This is a genomic window from Gordonia alkanivorans (assembly GCF_004011905.1).
GTDB lineage: Bacteria > Actinomycetota > Actinomycetes > Mycobacteriales > Mycobacteriaceae > Gordonia > Gordonia alkanivorans.
The window spans coordinates 1,384,881-1,406,627 of sequence record NZ_CP027114.1 but is presented as its reverse complement, the minus strand read 5'-3'; the positions used below and the strand labels follow the sequence as shown (position 1 = coordinate 1,406,627).

Genomic DNA, 21,747 nt, shown 5'->3' with positions numbered 1-21,747 from the left:
CGCTGCGGTCAGACCGCGGGCTCGGCCGGGGCCTCGACCTTCTTCGGGAGCGTCAGCAGCGTCGCGATGGACAGTGCGACAAGCATGATGCCGCCGACCCAGGCCAGGACCTGGAGCGAGAAGACCGGCAGGATGATCATCACGATGCCGGCGATCACCGAGATGATGCCGGAGAGGATCAGGAACCAGGTCGGGCTGTGGCCGGACTTGGTGACCGCGCCGTAGAGGTCGGCGACGCCCTGGAAGATCCAGCCGATGCCGATGAAGACCGCGAGCAGCCAGACCGCGTCACCGGGGCTGAAGAGCGCGATGATGCCCGCGAGCAGCACGATCACGCCGACCACACCGAGCAGGGCACGGACGCCCGTACTCAGGAACGACGCCGCGAAGGCCTGGTAGATGCGGAAGATGCCGGCGATGATCAGCGAGATCGCGAACAGGATCGCGACCACGACGATGGTCGGGCCGGGCCAGATGATGGCAACGATGCCGAGCACGATGCCGACGATCGAGGTGATGATCAGGGCCGTCCGGACGGCGCCGATCAGTTCATCAGGGAAATGCTTCGTGTACGCCGTCGCGAAAGTCATGGTCGAAGGTTATCGCCCGGAGGGCCGTGACACGCTGTCCTTGAGGGCCCGTGGCACAAACTGATACTCGTACCGGTAGTAAGTATCGAATGACCTCCATCGCGTTCTTCGAGAGGGCCGGCGACCCGTCCGGCGAGATCAGGTACCGTCCGACCACCTTCGCCGCGAGTCTCTGGGCCCCGGGAACCCTCAACGGTCCGGCGGTGTGCGCGCTCGCCGCTCGGGCGGTCGAGGTGGAATTCGGCACGGAAGAGTTCCTGCCCGCCCGGTGCACGATCGATCTGTTCAAGGCCGCCCGAGACGTTCTCACCTCGACCCGGACGCGGCTCATCCGTTCCGGCCGGCGAATCCGCGTCGTCGACGTGGAAATCGTCCAGCATCCCGACGGCGCCGACGAGGTGGTGGTGGCACGCGGGACGACGGTGTTCCTGCGAACGTCGACCAACCCTCCGGGTGAGCGGTGGCACCGGCCGCCGGAGTTGGTCACCTTTCATCCGCCGGCGACCACCGGCGATGACCTCGCACCGCGATTCGCCTCCGACGCGCCGGACGGCGGCCTCGGCGAGTGGCAGCGGGACATGTCGGGTCACCAGAACGGTCACCGCAAGCGGATCTGGACCCGCGCGGCCCCGATCGTGCCGGGCGAGGAGCCGACGCCGTTCCAGCGTGCGGTGGTCAGCGCCGAGTCGGCGAGCCTCATCTCGAACTGGGGTAGTACCGGGATCGGCTTCATCAACTGCGATCTCACCGTTGCGCTGAGCCGCCTGCCCCACGGTGAGCGGATCGGTGTCGAGGCGGACATCCACATCGAGGACGACGGGGTCTCGGTCAGCAACGCCGGTCTCTACGACGCCGACGGCATGTTCGGGACGGCCCTCGTCACGGCGGTCAACAACGCCGCCGCCCAGATCGACTTCACCACTGTGGACACCTCCGAGCGCTACCGCGAAGCATGAGGAAGAACCTGTATTTAACCAGGCAAATTACTTCCCACAGGGCTCTCAGGTCTTGATATGGTCACGCCCATGACACGACGCCTTCATCGGCTTCTCCTGGGTCTCGTCGTCTCGACCCTCGCGCTTGCCCTGACGTCCACGCTGGCCTCGCCGGCGCAGGCCGGCAATGCCGCGGGCCCGGCGACCATCGTCAACCGCCTCACCGGCCCGTTCGCCATGAACGACACCGTCGGCCGCCACAATATCGTGGGCACCGATCTGGGCGTCATGTGGGACAACGGACGTGGCGAGATTCTCACCGCCTTCGGCGACACCCAGTCGTTCAACGGCTGGTCACTGCTGTACGGCGAGCTGTACTACTGGCGGTCCAACGTCCTGTTGCGCAGCACCGACCGCAACCTGGCCGACGGCATGACGTTCACCTCGCACGCCGGCCGTCCCGGGCACGCCAAGCGTCTACTGAAGCCGAACGTCCGTCGCGAGGTCACCATCATCCCGACCGCGGGTGTCGCCGCCAACGGCAAGCAGTACATGACCGTCATGTCGGTCAAACGGTGGGATTCGCCGGGCATCTGGACGACCAACTGGTCGGGCCTGGTCGTCTCCGACGACAACGGCGAGAACTGGCGTGCGCTCGACGCCTTCCGCCCCAACGGCGGTGGCAACAAGAAGTTCCAGATGGGCGCCTTCCTGAAGGTCGGCAAGACCGTCTACTACTACGGCACCCCCGACGGCCGCTGGGGCGGCGTGTACCTGGCCCGGGTCGACGAGAAGGACATCGAGAACCTCGGCAAGTGGGACTACTTCTCCTACGGCCGCTGGGTCCGCAACAACCCCGGCGCCGCCACCCCGGTGATGGGCGCGCCGACCGGCGAGATGTCGGTCGCCTGGAACGACTATCTCGGCAAGTACATCTCGCTGGCCAGCCAGGACATCGGCGTGACCCTCCGGACCGCCGACAAGCCCTGGGGTCCGTGGACTTCGGGTGAGCTCGTGGCGCCGTCCGCCGACCCGTACACCGGCTATGCGCCGTACATCCACCCGTGGTCGAAGGGCAGCACCCTGTACTTCACGTACTCGATCTCGATCGGCTACCAGGTCTACCTGATGAGGTTGCCGCTCAAGCGATGACGCTCGAGAGATGTGGGGCGGTTCGGAGATCTCCTCCGAACCGCCCCACCTCGCTTTCATGCCGTCAGTTCTGGCCCAGCATCGCCCGCATCTGGTCGATCTCGGCCTGCTGTGTCGTCGCGACCTGTGTGGCAAGGGCTCTGGTCGCCGGGTCGGTGCCCTTGGCCAGCACCTCGTCGGCCATCGCGATGGCACCCTCGTGGTGCCGGATCATGCCCTCGAGCCACAGCCGGTCGAACTCGCCACCGCTGGCCTGACGGAGCGCCGCCATCTGCTCGGCGGACATCATTCCCGGCATGTCCCCGTGACCCATGTTCCCGTGATCCGGACTTCCGTGACCCATGCCCCCGTGGCCCATGTCCCCGTCGTCGTCCATGTGTCCGGCCACCGGCACCCCCCACGACTTCAAACGCGCTGTCATCTGGTCGATCTCGTCGTCCTGCGCGTCCTCGATGGTGTCGGCGAGGGTGATCAGTTCGCGATTCTGCGTCCGGCCCTCGACGAGGTCGGCCATCATCACCGCCTGCCGGTGGTGGGGGATCATCTCGGTGGTGAACTCGACGTCCGCGTCGTTGTGCTTCGCGGCGGGCGACTGGCCCGGCGCAGACGCGTCCGCCGGGGACGAGGTCGCCGGGCGGTCTGCGGTGGTGGTTCCGGAAGGCGACTCGTCGGATGAACACCCGGCGAGGGCCAGGGCGAGCGCGGCGCCGACGGCGGTTCCGACCGCAACGCGGCGTCGAATATTGGCATTGTGCTGTACAGACATTGGATTTCCTTGCTGCTGAGGGTTTTCGGATACGACGACATGGCGGACCCGAAAGGTCCGCAGACGTCTCCTCAGCAGCGGACCACCTGCAACTGCAGGTGGGTTCGGATCGCCCACGGGGGCGGACGCCCCAGGACGACGATGCCCCGGCGAGCCGGACGGTACAGCCCGGCCACCGACAAGGACAGGAATGCCCAGATCAGTAGTACGAGGACCACGGGCGGGATGTCGATGCCGGCGGCGCGGGTGAACACACACGCGTGGTCATGGTCGCCGCAGTCCTCACCGGACATCGACGGGTGTTCGCCCATCACTGCGGCTGGTGTCATCGCCGAACCCGTCGACGGCGAGTGGTGACCGGCAGGGTCGAAGTGGGCGTCGGGATGGCTGGACGCCGTGGCCGGACCCGCGATCACGGTGTGCATGAGCATCACCGCGAGCGCGAGAGGAACTATCAGCCCCCGGAACCAGATGGCGGCCCGGGGCCCAGGCCGGCTCACCTCTCCCAGGCTAGCGAGGTCATGACGCGGGCGTCGAGACCTTCTCCGCGTCCGGGTCCTCGCTGTCGGATTCGACCTCGGCGGCTTCGGCTTCCGCCTCGGCGGCCAGACGCTTCTGCCGCGGGATCAGGTACTTCCGGTCGATGATCCGGTACGCCGCGATCACGCCCGCGGCGAGACCCCACCCGAGCAGGATGTCGAAGATGTAGTGCTCGGCGGTGTAGATGAGGGCGAAGGCCATCGCGAGCGCGTAGCCCATGAAGAGCGTTTTTCCGAGCGCCTTGACCCGTGGCCACATGAAGAGTGCCAGCAACATGGTGAGACCGGCATGCAGGGACGGGATGGCGGCGACGAGATTGGACTTGCCCTGTCCGAGCGTGACGAGCTGCGACGCCATGCTGATGTTCAGGTAGTTCCAGCCACGCGCGGAGATCCGCTCGACGTACGGCTCGGCGTCGGGGTACGCATTGTCCAGGGGTCCGAGGAGACCTCCCTGATCGTCGGCCTCCGTCGAGTACATGCAGATCGGATCGCGGGGGTAGTCCTGCACCTCGACCGCGGTGCACCGCGCCGCCGCCCACGGCGGTGCGCCGGGGACGAGGGTGTAGCCGACCAGCGCGAGGAATGTGGTCGCCACGAAGCAGGCCGCGTAACGGCGCCAGGCCGTGCGGTCCTTGAGCCACAGCCAGGCCGCCACCGCGTACGGGACGATGAAGTACGACATGTAGACGATGCTGACGATGACCTCCCACCACGGAGGACTCGCCTGCTTGAGCTGCTCCTGCAGCCACGCGGTCGGGGTGATGTCGCCACCCATGAGCCATTTGTCGAAATCGATCGCCAGGTGCCAGTGAGTCGGCATGCCGACGATCTGGGCGATGTTGCGCGTCCAGTCGTAGAGGATCAGGATCAGCGCGAACGGCGCCCAGTCGAGGATGATCGTGATGAACTTGCGGCGCCCGATGCTCGCCGCAGCCAGTCCGAGGCAGAGCAGGATGATGAGCCGCGTGCGGTCCCACGCCAGACCCTCGAGGTAGATGTGCACTGCCATCACCAGGAACCAAGCCGTGACCGCGATGCGCCGGACCATGGTCAGGTCGCGACGGTTCTCCGGGTGGGCTTCCATCTCGGCGGCAGCGGCCAGGTCGTCGAAGACCGGCGCCATCTCTGGCGGGTCGACGTCTGATCCTGCGCTCGACCGGTCAGACTTCGACAGCGTCACCTCCGCCGAGGTCGTGTCATCAGGCTCCTGGCCCTCACCGCGCTCCGAGGACTTACCCGGCCGCGGGAAGCCCACCGACTCGTCAACACTCACCCGACACAATCCCGCCCGTCACGCCCCTCAGGGCACCCACGCTCGTAACCTGCCGTCAGTGTAGTGGCCATGTCCGATTGGTGAGCCACCGCTGCACAGCACGTGCGGGCTGGTCGTCGCGACCACCGTGATCACCCGCGCCGACGACCCGTTTCGACGGATTCACGTCCACTGGGCGTGTCGTGGATCACACTGAAGACCTGCAATGCCCCATCCCAGAGGAGGTCTCGGTGCCCAATCGCTACCTGCGCTACGGCGACCAGCGCTACATCATCACCAAGGAGGCGGAGGCTCGACTGAATCGCACCCTCGATGCGGTGTACTCCGACGGGACCCGCGGCCATGAGTGGCTGAATCTGTATCACGACAGCGCGGCCCCCTGCCGTCTGCTGATCGCAGCCGGTGTGCCGATCACGATCGAGACGGAGCCGGCGCCTGGCGAGTGACCCGACGCGCCGAGCGAGCCGACCCCGGGCATCGGCGGTGCCGCCCGGAGGCGGCCACTATCGTTGACCCATGCGCATCGGAGCACACCTTCGCGAGGACACCGACCCACTGGTCACCGCCGCCGAACTCGGCATCGACGTCTTCCAGATGTTCGTCACCGATCCGCAGAGCTGGAAGAAGCCGCAACCGAATCCTCATGCGGCCGCGATCCGCGAATCCGACATCGACGTCGTCGTGCACTCCAGCTATCAGATCAACGTCGCGAGCCTGAACAACCGGCTGCGCATGCCGTCGCGCAAGGCCGTCGAACAGCAGGCCGCCGCGGCCGCCGAACTCGGCGCCTTCGGCCTCGTCGTACACGGTGGTCATCTGCGTGACGGCGAGGCGTCGGCCGAGGGATTCGCCAACTGGCGCAAGCTCTTCGACCGCCAGGTCGACAAGGGCGGCTTCGGGGTGCCGATCCTGATCGAGAACACCGCCGGCGGCGACCACGCGATGGCACGCACCCTCGAGTCCATCGACCGGCTGTGGGAAGCAGTCGGCGACTTCGAGCAGGCCGGCTTCTGTCTCGACACCTGCCACGCCTGGGCCGGCGGGGAGGATCTCGTCGGACTGGTCGAGCGTGTCAAGGAGATCACCGGACGCATCGACCTGGTGCACCTCAACAACTCTCGCGACGAGTTCGACTCCGGCCGCGACCGTCACGCCAACCTGGCGTCGGGTCAGATCGACCCCGAGATACTCGCCGCCGTGGCCAGGGCCGCCGACGCTCCGGTGATCCTGGAGACACCCGCCGAGGGCATCCCCGAAGACCTCGAGTACCTGCGCTCAGCGCTGTAGGGCGTCTGTCACGACAGGTTCCAGCCGGGAGCCGGCGGAGTCACCGGATACGCGGCGGCGTTCATGACCACCGTCCCGTCGCAGGGTCCGCCGTCGATCGTGGTTCGCCACACGCCTTTCAGCGTGCCGTCGCCCTGTGGGGTGTACGTGGCGACCGACGTCGCCGGTCGCCACACCTTGGGCACCCCCGCGCCCTGCCAGCAATCCCATTGCCAGTCGTAGCGGTGCACCCACGATCCCGCCTCCCAGGTGTAGCGAGGCGGTTGCGGGAGCGTCGGGTTCGCGGGTTTCGGCCCGTCGATCACCGTCGCCACGCACGTACCGCCGTCGCATGAGGTCGTGAAGGTGTAGTCGTCGGAGAAGTCCGGCTCCGCCTGCCTCGCCGCGAGGCTGGTGCCCGTCTTCGACGCCGCGAACCGCTTGAGCGAGTACACCCCGTTCCACGCGGGATCGGCGGCGTGCGCCGGAGCGGCGCTCACCATCGGTGCCAGTCCGACAGCGACGACCGCTGCCACGAAGATCATGATCCGAATTCTGGTCCCGCGTCGTGTGCGCATGTCCGATTGGACCGCATCCGGCCCTCACCTGCAGCGGTTGTCGGAATTGTCGTGGGACTCAGTCCGTCCTGCCGCCGGAGGAGATCACATAAACGGCGATTGATCCCCTGGCGATATGGGTCTATATTGGGGGTTACCGGCGAGTAACTTAACTCGAACCGAGACAGCTACACCACGCCCGGCCGGTACCCACTTCAACCGAGTGGGGTCGGACCGGGACCTGGAAGACAACACCGTCATCACGCATACGGCCGCACCAGAGAAGGAATTCACCATGGGCCATTACAAGAGCAACATGCGCGACCTGCAGTTCAACCTGTTCGAGCTGTTCGAGCTCGACAAGGTGCTGGAGTCGGGCGACTTCGGCGATCTCGACCACGAGACCGCCGTCGACATGCTCCGCGAGGTCAAGGCACTCGCCGAGGGCCCCATCGCCGAATCCTTCGTCGACGCCGACCGCAACCCGCCGGTCTTCGACCCGGAGACCCACAGTGTCACCATCCCGGAGAGCTTCAAGAAGTCCTACAACGCCCTCGTCGAAGGCGGCTGGGACAAGATCGGCATCCATGAGGAGCTCGGTGGCCTCCCCGCCCCGCGTTCGCTGTACTGGGCCATCGGCGAGATGATCCTCGGGGCCAACCCGCCGGTGTTCATGTACGCCGCCGGCGCCGGGTTCTCCGAGATCTTCTACAACAACGGCACCGACGAGCAGAAGAAGTGGGCCACCATCTGCGCCGAGCGCGGCTGGGGCGCCACCATGGTCCTCACCGAGCCGGACGCCGGTTCGGACGTGGGCGCCGGCCGCACCAAGGCCACCCAGCAGGAGGACGGCTCCTGGCACATCGACGGTGTGAAGCGCTTCATCACCTCGGCCGACCAGGACATGACCGAGAACATCTTCCACCTGGTGCTCGCCCGCCCCGAGGGCGCCGGCCCGGGCACCAAGGGCCTGTCGCTGTTCTTCGTGCCGAAGTTCCACTTCGACTTCGAGACCGGTGAACTCGGCGAGCGCAACGGCGTCTTCGTCACCAACGTCGAGCACAAGATGGGCATCAAGGCGTCGGCCACCTGTGAGGTCACCTTCGGTCAGCACGGCATCCCCGCCAAGGGCTGGCTCGTCGGCGAGGTCCACAAGGGCATCGCCCAGATGTTCGAGGTCATCGAGCACGCTCGAATGATGGTGGGCACCAAGGCCATCTCGACCCTGTCGACCGGCTACCTGAACGCGCTCGAGTACGCCAAGGAGCGCATCCAGGGTGCCGACATGACCCAGATGACCGACAAGGCCGCACCGCGCGTGTCGATCACCCACCACCCGGACGTGCGTCGTTCGCTCATGACCCAGAAGGCCTACGCCGAGGGCCTGCGTGCGGTCTACCTCTACACCGCGTCGCACCAGGACGTCGCCGCCGCGAAGATCGTCTCCGGCGCCGACGCCGAGATGGCCGCTCGGGTCAACGATCTGCTGCTCCCGATCGTCAAGGGTGTCGGTTCCGAGCGCGCCTACGGCACCCTCGGCCACGAGTCCCTGCAGACCCTCGGTGGTTCCGGCTTCCTGCAGGACTACCCGATCGAGCAGTACATCCGTGACTCGAAGATCGACTCGCTCTACGAGGGCACCACTGCCATCCAGGCGCAGGACTTCTTCTTCCGCAAGATCATCCGCGACAAGGGCCAGGCGCTGGCACACGTCGCCGGCCAGATCCAGAGCTTCATCGACTCCGAGGCCGGCAACGGTCGCCTGAAGTCCGAGCGCGCCCTGCTGAAGACCGCCCTCGAAGACGTGCAGGCAATGGCCGCCTCTCTGACCGGCAGCCTCATGGCCGCCCAGGAGAACTCGGCCGAGCTGTACAAGGTCGGCCTCGGTTCGGTCCGCTTCCTGATGTCCGTCGGCGACCTGATGATCGGCTGGCTGCTCCTGCGCCAGGCCGAGATCGCCCTCGCCGCACTCGACAACGGCGCATCGGACAGCGACAAGGCCTTCTACGAGGGCAAGGTCGCCGTGGCGAGCTTCTTCGCCAAGAACATGCTGCCGCTGCTCACCGCCGTCCGTGTCACCGTCGAGAACGTCGACAACGACATCATGGAGCTCGACGAAGCGGCCTTCTGACAGCACACCCACCCTTGATCGGTAAACCCACCGCCTTGCGAGGCGGTGGGTTTACTGATCTGTGGTGGGTTTCCGGTTGCGGTCGCATCTCAATACGAGATGCTCCGGGCGAGTCCCGTCGATGTTTCGTAGCCTCGGGAAGGGAACCACAGGCAGTCGGGGACAACTCGAGGGAGAGCCATGAAGGCACTCGTCTTTCACGGACCGGGCAAGAAGAGCTGGGACGACGTACCCGATCCGAAGATCCTCCAACCCACCGACGTCATCGTGAAGATGGACGCCACCACCATCTGCGGCACCGATCTGCACATCCTCAAAGGTGATGTCCCCGCGGTCGAGAAGGGGCGAATCCTCGGCCACGAGGGCGTCGGGACGATCACCGAGATCGGCCCTGCGGTAACCACTCTCGCAGTCGGCGACCAGGTGATCCTGTCGTGCATATCGGCCTGCGGCAAGTGCGACTTCTGTAAGCAGGGAGTGCACTCACACTGCCTCGGTGACGAGGGGGCGTCGGGTATCGGCTGGATCTTCGGACACCTCATCGACGGCACCCAGGCCGAGCTCGTACGAGTCCCCTACGCCGAGACCTCGGTCTACAAACTGCCGTCGGGCGTCACGCCCGAGCAGGGCGTCGTCCTCAGCGACATCCTGCCGACCGGGCATGAGATCGGTATCCGTTACGGCAACGTCAAACCCGGTGACGTGGTGGCCGTCGTCGGAGCCGGACCGGTGGGTCTCGCGACGATCGCGACGTCGGGACTCTACGGACCGAGCCGCGTGATCGCGATCGACATCGACCCCAACCGCATCGAGCAGGCCAAGTCCTTCGGCGCGACCGACGGCGTCGTGTCGTCGGATGCCGATTGGAAGGACCAGGTCCTCGCGATGACGGACGGGCTCGGCGTCGACGTCGCGATCGAGGCGGTGGGCATCCCGCAGACCTTCCAGATGTGTCTGGATGTCGTCCGGCCCGCGGGTCATGTCGCCAACGTCGGCGTGCACGGCGCCCCGGTGGAGTTCGCTCTCCAGGATCTGTGGATCTCCAACATCAACGTCTCGATGGGCCTGGTGAACACGGACACGCTCGGCGTCCTGCTCAAGCTGGTCGCGCAGCGTCGGATCGACCCGGACCTGTTCATCAGCCACCGTTTCGCCCTCGGCGACATCATGGAGGCCTACGACGTCTTCGGCCGGGCCGCGGAGACCAAGGCACTCAAGGTGGTCCTACAGGCCTGAGTAACCCACGAACGGCCGAACCCACCACCCCGCGGGGCAGTGGGTTCGGCTGGGAAGTGGTTGGTTCGGACTACTTCGGAGGCATCCGGATGCCGCCGTCGACGCGGATCACTTCAGCGTTCATGTAGCTGTTGGTGACCAGCTCGACGACCATCGAGGCCAGCTCGTCGGGAGCGCCCAGACGGTGCGGGAACAGGACCGACTCGCCCAGCTTCGCCTTGAACGCCTCGGCGGCCTCGCCCTCGCCGTAGATCGGGGTGTCGATCAGGCCGGGGGCGATGGTGTTGACGCGGATGCCGACCGCCGCCAGGTCACGCGCGACCGGCAGGGTCATGCCGACGACGCCGCCCTTGGACGAGGAGTACGACGCCTGACCGATCTGGCCGTCGAAGGCGGCGACGCTGGCCATGTTGACGATCGCGCCGCGCTCGCCGTGGGCGTCGAGCGGCTCGTTGCGGCTCATCGCGGTGGCGGCGAGACGGATGAAGTCGAAGGTGCCGATCAGGTTGATCGCGATGACCTTCTTGTAGGCGTCCAGGTTGTGCGCCGAACCGAACTCCCCGTCGCGGCCGATGGTGCGCTGTGCCCAGCCGATGCCGGCCGAGTTGACCAGGGCACGCAGCGGGCCGAGTTCGGTGGCCGCGTTGATGGCGGCTTCGATCTGTTCGGTCGAGGTGACGTCGACGCTGACGAAGACACCGCCGATCTCCTTGGCAAGCTCCTCCCCCTTGTCGGCGTTCAGGTCGGCGACGACGACCTTCGCACCCTTGGCCGCCAGCTGGCGGGCCGACGCGGCGCCGATGCCCGACGCTCCACCTGTGACGATTGCACTAGCTCCGTTGATATCCACGTCTCGGAATATATCGAACGTTCGTGAGATGTGGAACACATGCGGGGCGCTGCTCCATTCACCTCACGGTACGTGCTCGTCTCAGATGCACTTCACTATCGGCTCCGGTGCGTAGCGCACGGTCCGGGTGCGCCGGTCGACCTCTTGTCCGGTGCGGGCGTCGCGGATGATCCGCGTGTTCGACGTCGTGAAGCCCTTGCTGCCGCTGCTCGCAATGCAGTCGTCGCCCTTGGGGAGCTTGATCCGTTCCGGTTCGGTGGGGTCGGTCCGCTCGCCGGTGATCGACTCGACCTCGAATGCCTTGGTGCCCCACAACCTCACGGTCACCGCGGACGGCGACCAGCCGGTCTCGATGAGCACCCCGTGCCGGGTGTTGTTGCGGAACTTCAGGTCGATGGCGCCTTCGAAGACGGTGGCCTCCCGGGCCTCCGGATAGCGCGAGATGTAATACGCGTGCTCGGTGTGGTCGACGTCCTCGAGACCCGCGAAGTACGCGGCGTTGTAGAGGGTGGTCGCGAACTGGGAGATGCCGCCGCCGACGGCCGTCGCGGCGCGGCCGTTGTTGATGATCGTCGAGTCGACGTAACCCTCGGCCGTGCCTCGCGGACCCGTGTGGCCGTTGAGCGAGAAGACCTTGCCGGGCAGGACCAACGCGCCGTCGACCTCGGCCGCGACGAGGCGGATGTTCTCACCGGAGGCACTCGAGAAGCCGTCGGTGGTGTACTCGCTGATCAGTTCGCGCACACCGAGTTTGCGGGCGGCGTCGGTGGTGAGCTTGGGGTCGACATCGTCGTAGACGACATCGGCGGTACGGTTGCCACCGGCTGCGGTCGCCGTCGTGGCGAGCGCCTGAAGTGTCTTGTCCCAGTTGATCTTCGAACCGGTGATCGCGGGCACGACGGTCGGGCGGCCACTGGCGAAACTGAATGTCGCACTGACGGCGGGGCGTTGGGACGGATCGAGATCGGGGCCGAGAGACTCGCGCGCTTTCTTGACGTCGACGTGCGGGGTGAGACCGCCCTTTCCGTCGGGCACGAAGGTCAGCATCGCCCCGATGTCGCCTGCCGGAACCTCGACCGTGCGCTTGCGCCGGTCGATGAGCTTCACCGACCCCGACGTCGCGCGGTCGGCGGGGCCGGCCACGGTGGCGGCGACGACCTCCGAGGTCACGGTCGGCGAGAACGGTTCCATCGGCATGTCGATCGGCGTGCCGTCGAGCCAGTGGTCGACGAGCACGACGGCGGCGGCCTGGCGGGCGACGCGCTCACCCGGTGCCGGCTCGTCGCCGACCGGCGTGGCGCCGTCGTAGTGGACTCCACCCTCGACCGCGGCCTTCTCCAGCGACCTGCGGTGGGCGTCGAGGGCCTTGTTCATGGCGGCGGGATCGATCGTCACGACGGGCTCGACGTCGAGGTCACGACCGAAGAGCGACAGGAAGCGCGTGAGCGGGTTGCGCGGCTGTTCGAGAAGACGTGCGCGGGTCGCGTCCGCGTCGAAGGTCAGCCCCAGTTCGGTCGGCGCGACCTCGGCCGAGCCCTCGGGGGTGCGCAGGACGACCGGCTGCGTGGAGCGGGCGGTCAGCTCGTCGATGACGGGGTTCAGCTCGGCGGCGTGGCGGTTGCCCGCCGAGATCCCGCCGACGACGGCTCCGCGTGCGGAGTGATCGCGGGTGGCCACGAAGTCGATGGAGAGGGCGAGCGCCAAAATGATGACGACGACGACCGCAGCGCGTACCGCGTGGCGTGCTCGCCGGGCGCTTGTGGTCACAACTCCATCCATCACGGCTGACTACCTGGGCCAGTCGGGGTGGTGGCCGCAGAACTCATACCCCAGAAATGTAGGTGCTCCGGCTGAGCTGTCGGGTCGGGGGTCTGACAGCTCTGCCGGAGCTGTCTTCATGTTTACGCTACTTTTCGGCCGATGACACGTTCGGGGCCACGTTTAGTCCAAACATGTGACGAAGGACCCCATTTCGAGGTCGAAAAAGAGACGGATCGGGCGATTCGTCGCCCGATCCGTCGCCTTATCGAAGGGGTCAGCCCTCGATGATGGCGGTGACGCCCTGGCCGCCGGCGGCACAGATCGAGATCAGCGCACGACCGCCGCCGTTCTCCTTGATCTGCTTCGCCGCCTGCGCGACGATGCGGCCGCCGGTCGCGGCGAACGGGTGACCGGCGGCGAGCGACGAGCCGTTGACGTTGAGCTTGGACCGGTCGATGGGTCCGAGCGCCGAGTCGAGGCCCAGACGTTCCTTGCAGTACTCCTCGGACTCCCACGCCTGCAGCGTCGCGAGCACGACCGACGCGAACGCCTCGTGGATCTCGTAGAAGTCGAAGTCCTGCAGGGTGAGACCGTTGCGGGCCAGCAGGCGCGGCACGGCATAGGTCGGGGCCATGAGCAGGCCGTCGGGCCCGTTCACGTAGTCGACGGCCGCGGTCTCGCTGTCGACGAAGTACGCCAGCACCGGCAGACCGCGCTCGGCGGCCCACTCGTCACTGCCGAGCAGCACGGTCGATGCACCGTCGGTGAGCGGGGTCGAGTTGCCGGCGGTCATGGTCGCGTCGCCGAGGGAGACGCCGAAGACGGGCTTGAGCTTCGCGAGCTTCTCCGCGGTCGAGTCGCCGCGCAGATTCTGGTCGCGGGTCAGGCCCATGAACGGGGTGATCAGGTCGTCGAAGAAACCGTCGTCGTAGGCGGCGGCCATGTTCTGGTGGCTGCGTGCGGCGAGCTCGTCCTGGTCGGCGCGCTTGATGCCGAATTCCTTGGCGGTGATGGCGGCGTGCTCGCCCATCGACATCCCGGTGCGCGGCTCACCGTTCTGCGGGATCTCGATCCCGAGCTTGGTCAGCAGTTTCGCGGCGCCGAGGATCTGGTCCTTGGTCGAGCGGGCACGGTTGACCTCGAGCAGCTGTCGACGCAGGCCCTCGCCCACGGCGATCGGGGCGTCGGAGGTGGTGTCGACACCGCCACCGATCGCGGCGTCGTAGCGGCCGCGGGCGATGCCGTCGGCGACGGTCGTGATGGCCTGCAGACCGGTGCCGCACGCCTGCTGGATGTCGAAGGCGGGGGTGTAGGGCGACAGAGCCGAGCCCAGCACCGATTCGCGGATGAGATTGAAATCACGAGCGTGCTTGAGCACGGCGCCACCGGCGACCATGCCGAGCTGCTCGCCCTGCAGGTTGAAGCGGCTCACCAGGCCGTCGAGGGCGGCGGTGAACATCTCCTGGTTGCTGACCTTGGCATATGCCTTGTCCTGGCGGGCAAACGGAATGCGGTTGCCGCCGAGGATCGCCACCGGGCGCTCGGTGCGGGTCTCGGGCTTCTTCGGGGTGGTGCTGTTGTCTGCCACGTCGATCTCCAGGGTCGTGTGCGGTATCTATAGCGTATTCTTACTCAACAGTAAGTTCGTTGTCGAACGACAGTCAGAGGAGATCCAACATGGCCGCCAACGGAACAACTGGCCTGTACTCGAGCTTCGTCCATTCCGGCCCGGGCGCTTTCATCGCCAAGCAGGCCGGCCTCCCCGTCCCGCCGCCCCTGCGGCGGTACAAGCCGTCGGAGCCGCCGCTGCCGGGTCCGGTGCTGCTCGGAGGCTCGGGGCGCCTCGTCGAACCGCTCCGGGAGATGCTCTCGGGCGACGATTACGACCTCATCCAGAACGCCCTGACCGGCCGTAGCGCCGACAAGTACGGCGGCCTGGTCTTCGACGCCACCGGCATCACCTCCCCGGCCGAGCTGCGTCAGTTGTTCGAGTTCTTCCAGCCGGCCATGCGCTCAACCGCGCCGTGCGCGCGCTTCCTGGTCATCGGAACCACGCCGGAGCTGGTGACCGATCCGTCCGAGCGCGTCGCACAGCGGGCCCTCGAGGGCTTCACCCGCTCGCTCGGCAAGGAGCTGCTCAAGGGCTCAACCGTCCAGCTCGTGTACGTCTCGCCGGACGCCCAGACCGGTCTGAGCGGCCTGGAATCGACCGTACGCTTCGTGCTGTCGGCCAAGTCCGCTTTCGTCGACGCACAGGTCATCCGCGTCGGTTCGGCCGACGCGACCGCCCCGAAGGACTGGGATCGTCCGCTGGAGGGCAAGGTCGCCGTGGTGACCGGCGCCGCCCGCGGCATCGGCGCGACCATCGCCGAGGTCCTCGCCCGCGACGGCGCCCACGTCATCGCCGCCGACGTCCCGCAGGCCGGGGACGCGCTGTCGGAGACGGCCAACAAGGTCGGCGGCACCGCGTTCCCGCTGGATGTGACCGCTCCCGACGCCGGCGACAAGCTCGCCGAGCACGCCCTCGAGCGCCACGGCGGCATCGACATCATCGTCAACAACGCCGGCATCACCCGCGACAAGCTGCTCGCCAACATGGACGACGCCCGCTGGGACGCCGTCATCGCGGTGAACCTCATCGCTCCGCAGACCCTCGTCGAGAAGCTGCTGGAGAAGGGTGCACTCCGTGAGGGCGGCGCCGTCATCGACGTGTCGTCGATCGCCGGCATCGCCGGTAACCGCGGCCAGACCAACTACGGCGCATCGAAGGCCGGTGTCATCGGCCTGGTCGACGCCTACGCGCCGATCCTGGGCGAGAAGGGCATCACCATCAACGCCGTCGCCCCCGGCTTCATCGAGACCAAGATGACCGCGGCGATCCCGCTGGCCACCCGCGAGGCCGGTCGCCTGATGAGCTCGCTGCAGCAGGGCGGCCAGACCGTCGACGTCGCCGAGACCGTCGCCTACTTCGCCAACCCGGCGAGCTCCGCCATCACCGGCAACGTGGTCCGCGTCTGCGGCCAGGGATTCCTGGGTGCGTGATGGGTAAGACGATCACTCTTCCCGGTGCCCCCGGCACCGGCGAGCTCTACGGCAAGGCCGTCACCGGGATGCTGCCGGGCATCGGCAAGCCCGCCCGCGTCCCGGCCGATGCACCCCTACCCGACACGCACTACCGACTCGACGACGTACGTGTCGATCCCGCTGCGCTGCAGGCGTATTGCCACGCGACCGGTCAGCGCTTCGGCGCCACCCTGCCGGTGACGTACCCGTTCGTGCTGCAGTTCCCGGTGGTCATGAAGCTGCTGACGTCGGACGAGTTCCCTTTCGGCGCAATCGGTTCGGTCCACATGACGAACACGATCGAGCGGAAGCGACCGATCGAGGTCGGCGATCCGCTGTCCATCGAGACCCATGCCGAGAACCTGCGTGAGCATCGCAAGGGCATCCTCGTCGACGTCATCAGCGAGATCAGCGTCGGCACCGAACTGGTGACCAGGCAGACGGCGACCTTCCTCAAGCAGCAGCGGACCAGCCTGTCCGACGAGCCGCGCGGTCCCGAGCCGAAGTCGAAGACCCCGCCGCCGCCGGATTCGGTTCTGTCCGTGGACCTGGGACGCATCCGCGAGTACGCCGCCGCATCGGGCGACCGCAACCCGATCCACATGGCGAACCTGACCGCCAAGGCCTTCGGCTTCCCCAAGGCGATCGCCCACGGGATGTGGAGCGCCGCAGCGGCGATCGCGAACGTCGAGGCCCAGCTGCCCGGCGCGGTCACCTACGACGTCAAGTTCGGCAAGCCGATCCTGCTGCCCGCCAAGGTGAACCTCTACACCCGCCGCATCGACGGCGAGGGCAACTTCGACATCGCGATCCGCGACCGTCGCAAGGGATTCCCGCACCTCACCGCGACCACACGGAAGGGCTGATTCTTCGCTCACCGTTTCCGTTCCCGCTCACCCGATTCGCGTGAGCGGGAACGGATCGCGTGAGCGGGAACGGATCGAGTGAGCGACCCTTCGATACGCTCGCGAGCTCGCTGCTCAGATGTCGGTACCGACACCCTTCAGGCCGCGCCAGGCGATGCCGACGAGCATGTTGGTGGCCTTGTCGAGGTCGACGTCGCCCTCGGTGATGCGGTCGGCGACCGCCTCGCAGGCGCCGACGATGGCGACGGCGGTGAGTTCGAAGTCGATGTCGCCGGCGGTCTCCACGGTGGTGCCGGCCTTGATGAGCGCGGCGACCATCTCCGTCACGCGCTGGCGACTGTCGGAGACGATGCCGGCGAAGCTCGCGGTCCCGATCGCGACGCGGTACAGCACACGCCACGACTCGCGGTTCTCGTGCACGAAGCGGAGGAACTCACGGATGACGGTGACGGCCTGCTCGCGCTGGGTGAGTGACGGGTCGAAGCCGACGCTCATCGCGTCGATGAAGAGTCCGGACTCACGGGCGATGCAGGCGCTGAACAGCTCCTCCTTGGAGCCGTAGTACAGGTACAGCATCGGCTTGGAGATCTGCGCCTCGGACGCGATGGCATCCATCGAGGTCTCGCGGAAACCGTTCTGCGCGAACACCTTCACGGCGGCGTCGAGCATCTGCTGCTCCCGCACCGCACGCGGCAGGCGCTTGGTTCCGCCCGACATGGCCGCCTCCATCCTCACTGTCGTGTCCGAAGGACCATACCCAATAAACTTACCAATCGGTAAGTTTAACGTTCGCTCGGGCCGCCCACGACAGATTACTCAGCAGGTGATGACGCCTTTCGACCGGAGGATGCGTGTCACCTTCGCATCGAGGCGCGCGGGAGCGAGGCGTCCGCGTTTCACCGCGGTCTCGAGGTTGTCGAGGACCGACGGGACGCGGTCGGTGGACAGCCACAGCGCGACGTCGCCGCCGGCGAGGATGAACTTCTCGACCGCCTGCTCGATCGGGTAGCGCTGACTGATCGCCGCCATGCCCGACAGGTCGTCGGAGTAGATCACGCCGTTGTACCGCGGACCGTTGTAACCCTCACCCGTCCGCAGCATCTGGATGGCCGGCCGACTGATGGACGACGGCAGGCCCTCGGTCAGACCGGGCACGATGAGGTGGCCGACCATGACGCCCGCTGGACCCGGGTCGCGCAGCAGATTGCGGAAGGGCACGAGGTCACTGTTCTGCAGTTCGGCGAGCGACGGCACCGTCACCACGCCGAGGTGCGAATCGCCCGAGCCGTGGCCGTGGCCGGGAAAGTGCTTGTACACCGGCGTGATTCCGGCCTCGGCGAGGCCGGCGGCGTAGGCGGCCGCGTACTCGGTGACAACCGCCGGGTCGTTACTGAACGAGCGATCGCCGATGACCTCGTTGTCGGATTCGTCGCTGACGTCGGCCACGGGCGCGAAGTCGACGGTCACGCCGAGCTTCTTGAGCTGACGACCGACGCCGGCGGCGATCTCCTTCACCTGGGCGGGAGTCTTGGTCTGCGCCAGTTCACGCGGCGAGGCGTGGTCGATGCCGAGCGCCGACAGCCGCGACACCCGACCGCCCTCCTGGTCGACGGTGACCATCAGCGGGATCGACGAGTTCTGCGAGATCCGTGATGCCGCACCACTCGTCAGGATCGCCTTGTCGGTCCAGCTCCCGACGAAGATCCCGCCGATCTGCTCGTCCTCCACGATCTGCTGCGCGTCGCCGGCGCCCGTGACACCCACGACGATCAGCTGGGCCAGCTTCTGCCGCAGCGTGAGCTTCGCGAGTTGTTCCGCGCCACAAGCGTTTGCGACAGGAGTGGTCGTCGCGGCCACCGACGACGGGGACGCCGTGGGCGAGCTGTACGCGGACGGTGTGGGCGGCGCGGATTCGGGCGTCGACGAATCACAGGCGACGAGACCGAGACCCAATGCCGCGACCGTCGCAGTCGTCAGCGCGTTCCGAATCCAGCGAGGTCGTCGAGTTGGGCCCATGGCTCGAGTCTGGCATGTAACCTGAGCAAATGGACGTGGGGTCCATCTCGGCCGGGTCCGCGACCGCCCCCAGCGGTCGCGGTGCCAATCGCGCCGGACAGACGTTGATGATCGCCTACGACGGCTCACCGAACGCCGATCGTGCGATCCGTTATGCCGGACACTTCCTGCGCGCCGAATCCGCCGTCGTCGTCACCGCCTGGCAACCCGGCGGCATGACACCCGCCCGGATGTCCACCCTCGCCGGCGGCATGCAGCCGTTCGTCGACACGCAACTCGACGCCGGGGTCGACCGCGCCCTCGAGGACGAGGCCGCGAAGATCAACGAACGCGGCGTGGCTCTGGCCCGCGAATGCGGCCTGTCGACGAAGGGCACGCTCGTCGAGGTCGAGTCGACGGTGTGGGGCGCTCTCGTCGCCGCCGCCGAGGCGCTCGACGTCGATCTGCTCGTCACCGGGACCCGCGGGGCGTCGGGCCTCAAGGCATTGCTGCGGTCCAGCGTCGCCGAACGCGTCCTCAAACACTGCCATCGACCGGTGTTCATCGTCCCGGCCAAGTGCGAGCGGGAACCAGAGCTGACGCTCTAGTCCCGATGTCCTCAAGTGTGGGATGCATGACCTGGACGACGTGAGCCGTGTCGGCCAGGATGAGCTCATGACACGAACCGTGCTGGTTCTCGGGTTCCCCGGGGTCCAGTCGCTCGACGTGACGGGACCGGCCGACGTCTTCACCACCGCGTCGATCGCCCTGCGTGATCAGGGGTCGCCCGTCACCTATGACCTGCGGTTGGTGTCGCAGCACGGGCAGCCGATCGACACCGGCGTCGGACTGCAGTTCGTCGCCCACGCACTGCCAGACCCCGCCGAACCCGTCGACACCCTGCTGCTGCCCGGCGGCATGGGCGTCCACCGGGCCGTCGACGACGCCGAACTCATCGAGTGGATTCGGGAGGCGGCCACCCGGGCGCGGCGCGTCATCAGCGTCTGCAACGGCGCCTTCCTGGCCGCCGAGGCCGGTCTCCTCGACGGCCGGCGCGCGGCGACGCACTGGGCCATGGCCGAGCACCTCGCCGAGCGATACCCGACGGTGCAGGTCGACGCCGAGGCGCTGTTCGTCCGCAGCTCCGATCACGTCTGGACGTCGGCCGGTGTCACCGCGGGCATCGACCTCGCCCTCGCCGTCGTCGAAGAGGACCATGGCACCGAGCTCGCCCAGCTGGTCGCCCGCTGGCTGGTCCTCTACATGCGGCGCCCCGGCGGGCAGAGCCAGTTCGCTCCGCCGGTGTGGATGCCACGGGCGCGCCGCGACGTGATCCGCGACGCGCAGCAACGCATCGAGGCCGAACCCGGACTGCCCCACCGGCTTCACGACCTCGCGCAGGAAGCCGCGATGAGTCCTCGCCATTTCTCCCGCGTCTTCACCGAGGAGACCGGCGAACCGCCCAGCGACTACATCGAGCGGGTCCGCACCGACGCGGCTCGTCGTGCATTGACCGAATCCTCCGACACCATGCCGGTGATCGCCGCGCGCTGCGGATTCGGCTCCTCGGAGTCGTTGCGCCGCACGTTCATCCGACGCCTCGGCGTTTCCCCCGACCACTATCGCAAGACCTTTCGCTGACCACCGCACCACCATTACCGAACAGACAGGCACACCCATGACGCAGATCGCGATCGTCCTCTACCCGCGGTTCACCGCCCTCGACCTCATCGGCCCCTACGAGGTGCTGCGCATGCTTCCCGACGCGGAGGTCCGGTTCGTCACGCACGAGGCCGGACCGGTCGTCGCCGATTCCGGTGTTCTCCTCATCGGTGCGACGCATTCGTTCGACGAGACGCCGTCACCCGATCTGATCCTCGTCCCCGGCGGCCCGGGGTGTTTCGGCGCGGCGAAGGACGAGAAGCTCCTGGACTGGCTGCGTGCTGTCAGCCCGGGCGCGCACTGGACGACGTCGGTCTGCACCGGCTCGGTGGTCCTGGCTGCCGCCGGGCTGCTGGACGGTCTCCGCGCGACCACCCACTGGTCGTCGTTGACCGCGCTGTCCCTCTACGGCGTGACCGCGGTGCCGGACGAGCGCATCGTGCGCGCCGGCCCCGACGAACGCATCGTGACCGCGGCCGGTGTCTCCGCCGGCATCGACCTCGCGCTGTGGCTCGCCGACGAGATCGCCGGGACGAAGAAGGCCGAGGCGATCCAGCTCGCCATCGAATACGACCCGCAACCGCATCTGGACTCCGGCCACCGGTCGAAGGCGTCGACCGGCACGATCACGGCGTCGACGCTGCTGCTCAGCCGCGATGTCCACAAGCCAGAGGTGCTGAAACTGAGCACCCAACTGCTGTGGGATCGCACGCTGGCGAAGGTCCGCTCGCGCCGCTGATGTCGAAACCCGTGCCCGAACCGCCGGACATGCGCGGGTGACACCGAGGTGCGACACCGCGCGATGGTAGTTTCTTCGCCATGACCAACAACCGCCTTGTGGCCGGCGCCGTCGCCGGAGTGGCCGGCATCCTGGTGGGACTCGGCGCGGTGTTCCTCGGCGGGTTCCTCGCCTCCGAGAACAGCCCGTCGACGGACCTGAACAACATCAATCCGAACAGCGGATTCGTCCAGGGTTCGGTCGACTACGGATCGCGCGGCGGCGCGGGCGAGACCAACTGACGCCCGCCCCCGATGCTCGGCGTCGGGGCCCTTCTGACGGCAGCAGCAACTGAGTAGTACATCGACCACCGCTTCCACAGGT

22 protein-coding genes are annotated in these 21,747 nt (G+C 67.2%); 12 read left to right on the top strand and 10 right to left on the bottom strand.

Going from position 1 to position 21,747, the window contains the following annotated elements:
* Positions 1–8: 8 nt before the first annotated feature.
* Positions 9–590, bottom strand: a complete 582-nt coding sequence (locus C5O27_RS06430) for an HdeD family acid-resistance protein (RefSeq protein WP_035753790.1) — start codon at positions 588–590, stop codon at positions 9–11.
* 89 nt (positions 591–679) lie between these two features.
* Between C5O27_RS06430 and C5O27_RS06425 the strand changes: the two genes are divergently transcribed.
* Positions 680–1,546 carry an acyl-CoA thioesterase domain-containing protein gene (locus C5O27_RS06425; protein WP_127962221.1) on the top strand — a complete coding sequence of 289 codons (867 nt, stop codon included), beginning with the start codon at positions 680–682 and terminating at the stop codon, positions 1,544–1,546.
* A gap of 69 nt (positions 1,547–1,615) precedes the next feature.
* Positions 1,616–2,677 (top strand): DUF4185 domain-containing protein, encoded by a 1,062-nt coding sequence (locus C5O27_RS06420; RefSeq protein WP_127962220.1) that lies wholly within the window; start codon positions 1,616–1,618, stop codon positions 2,675–2,677.
* 64 nt (positions 2,678–2,741) lie between these two features.
* On the opposite strand, the gene C5O27_RS06415 is transcribed toward C5O27_RS06420, so the two are convergent.
* The 3 genes from C5O27_RS06415 to C5O27_RS06405 form a co-directional block, all read right to left on the bottom strand.
* On the bottom strand, positions 2,742–3,443 hold the full coding sequence (locus tag C5O27_RS06415) for a DUF305 domain-containing protein (protein ID WP_127962219.1): 702 nt from the start codon (positions 3,441–3,443) through the stop codon (positions 2,742–2,744).
* A 71-nt stretch (positions 3,444–3,514) separates the two neighbouring features.
* Positions 3,515–3,874, bottom strand: a complete 360-nt coding sequence (locus tag C5O27_RS06410; protein ID WP_052362759.1) for a hypothetical protein — start codon at positions 3,872–3,874, stop codon at positions 3,515–3,517.
* Positions 3,875–3,962: 88 nt separating this feature from the next.
* A complete protein-coding gene (locus C5O27_RS06405; protein ID WP_006357123.1) occupies positions 3,963–5,240 on the bottom strand; it encodes a phosphatase PAP2 family protein in 1,278 nt (425 codons plus the stop codon).
* A gap of 248 nt (positions 5,241–5,488) precedes the next feature.
* Here C5O27_RS06405 and C5O27_RS06400 point away from each other — a divergent pair, with 248 nt between their 5' ends.
* Complete coding sequence (locus tag C5O27_RS06400) at positions 5,489–5,704, top strand: hypothetical protein (protein WP_005194730.1); 216 nt, start codon at positions 5,489–5,491, stop codon at positions 5,702–5,704.
* Between the two features lie 70 nt (positions 5,705–5,774).
* Entirely contained in the window at positions 5,775–6,545 is a 771-nt protein-coding gene (locus tag C5O27_RS06395; RefSeq protein ID WP_127962218.1) for a deoxyribonuclease IV, read from the top strand.
* 8 nt (positions 6,546–6,553) lie between these two features.
* On the opposite strand, the gene C5O27_RS06390 is transcribed toward C5O27_RS06395, so the two are convergent.
* The gene (locus tag C5O27_RS06390; protein WP_208651446.1) at positions 6,554–7,069 is read right to left on the bottom strand and encodes an Rv2253 family sensor-like surface protein; all 516 of its coding nucleotides are present in this window, start codon (positions 7,067–7,069) and stop codon (positions 6,554–6,556) included.
* Between the two features lie 307 nt (positions 7,070–7,376).
* Here C5O27_RS06390 and C5O27_RS06385 point away from each other — a divergent pair, with 307 nt between their 5' ends.
* The gene (locus tag C5O27_RS06385) at positions 7,377–9,212 is read left to right on the top strand and encodes an acyl-CoA dehydrogenase (protein WP_035753780.1); all 1,836 of its coding nucleotides are present in this window, start codon (positions 7,377–7,379) and stop codon (positions 9,210–9,212) included.
* Positions 9,213–9,392: 180 nt separating this feature from the next.
* The gene (locus C5O27_RS06380) at positions 9,393–10,448 is read left to right on the top strand and encodes a zinc-dependent alcohol dehydrogenase family protein (RefSeq protein ID WP_006357118.1); all 1,056 of its coding nucleotides are present in this window, start codon (positions 9,393–9,395) and stop codon (positions 10,446–10,448) included.
* A 70-nt stretch (positions 10,449–10,518) separates the two neighbouring features.
* Here the strand turns inward: C5O27_RS06380 and C5O27_RS06375 are convergent, their stop codons facing one another.
* The 3 genes from C5O27_RS06375 to C5O27_RS06365 form a co-directional block, all read right to left on the bottom strand.
* Positions 10,519–11,298, bottom strand: a complete 780-nt coding sequence (locus tag C5O27_RS06375; protein WP_006868824.1) for an SDR family NAD(P)-dependent oxidoreductase — start codon at positions 11,296–11,298, stop codon at positions 10,519–10,521.
* An 81-nt stretch (positions 11,299–11,379) separates the two neighbouring features.
* The gene (locus C5O27_RS06370) at positions 11,380–13,065 is read right to left on the bottom strand and encodes a VanW family protein (protein ID WP_051405971.1); all 1,686 of its coding nucleotides are present in this window, start codon (positions 13,063–13,065) and stop codon (positions 11,380–11,382) included.
* Positions 13,066–13,333: 268 nt separating this feature from the next.
* Complete coding sequence (locus tag C5O27_RS06365) at positions 13,334–14,647, bottom strand: acetyl-CoA C-acetyltransferase (RefSeq protein ID WP_005196499.1); 1,314 nt, start codon at positions 14,645–14,647, stop codon at positions 13,334–13,336.
* Positions 14,648–14,736: 89 nt separating this feature from the next.
* Here C5O27_RS06365 and C5O27_RS06360 point away from each other — a divergent pair, with 89 nt between their 5' ends.
* Both C5O27_RS06360 and C5O27_RS06355 read left to right on the top strand, forming a co-directional pair.
* Positions 14,737–16,101, top strand: coding sequence for a 3-oxoacyl-ACP reductase (locus C5O27_RS06360; RefSeq protein ID WP_006357114.1), 1,365 nt, complete (start codon positions 14,737–14,739; stop codon positions 16,099–16,101).
* Positions 16,101–16,988, top strand: a complete 888-nt coding sequence (locus C5O27_RS06355; RefSeq protein ID WP_127962217.1) for a MaoC/PaaZ C-terminal domain-containing protein — start codon at positions 16,101–16,103, stop codon at positions 16,986–16,988. Before C5O27_RS06360 ends, C5O27_RS06355 begins: the two co-directional genes overlap by 1 nt.
* A gap of 114 nt (positions 16,989–17,102) precedes the next feature.
* On the opposite strand, the gene C5O27_RS06350 is transcribed toward C5O27_RS06355, so the two are convergent.
* Both C5O27_RS06350 and C5O27_RS06345 read right to left on the bottom strand, forming a co-directional pair.
* Positions 17,103–17,705 (bottom strand): TetR/AcrR family transcriptional regulator, encoded by a 603-nt coding sequence (locus C5O27_RS06350; protein WP_035753849.1) that lies wholly within the window; start codon positions 17,703–17,705, stop codon positions 17,103–17,105.
* A gap of 99 nt (positions 17,706–17,804) precedes the next feature.
* Complete coding sequence (locus C5O27_RS06345; RefSeq protein WP_127962216.1) at positions 17,805–19,004, bottom strand: glycoside hydrolase family 3 N-terminal domain-containing protein; 1,200 nt, start codon at positions 19,002–19,004, stop codon at positions 17,805–17,807.
* A gap of 29 nt (positions 19,005–19,033) precedes the next feature.
* Between C5O27_RS06345 and C5O27_RS06340 the strand changes: the two genes are divergently transcribed.
* The 4 genes from C5O27_RS06340 (at position 19,034) to C5O27_RS06325 (ending at position 21,665) form a co-directional block, all read left to right on the top strand.
* Positions 19,034–19,591 carry a universal stress protein gene (locus C5O27_RS06340; RefSeq protein WP_006357110.1) on the top strand — a complete coding sequence of 186 codons (558 nt, stop codon included), beginning with the start codon at positions 19,034–19,036 and terminating at the stop codon, positions 19,589–19,591.
* 67 nt (positions 19,592–19,658) lie between these two features.
* Positions 19,659–20,624 (top strand): GlxA family transcriptional regulator, encoded by a 966-nt coding sequence (locus tag C5O27_RS06335; RefSeq protein WP_127962215.1) that lies wholly within the window; start codon positions 19,659–19,661, stop codon positions 20,622–20,624.
* A gap of 37 nt (positions 20,625–20,661) precedes the next feature.
* On the top strand, positions 20,662–21,384 hold the full coding sequence (locus tag C5O27_RS06330) for a DJ-1/PfpI family protein (RefSeq protein WP_127962214.1): 723 nt from the start codon (positions 20,662–20,664) through the stop codon (positions 21,382–21,384).
* Between the two features lie 80 nt (positions 21,385–21,464).
* Positions 21,465–21,665 (top strand): DUF2613 domain-containing protein, encoded by a 201-nt coding sequence (locus C5O27_RS06325; protein ID WP_005196483.1) that lies wholly within the window; start codon positions 21,465–21,467, stop codon positions 21,663–21,665.
* Positions 21,666–21,747 lie beyond the last annotated feature (82 nt).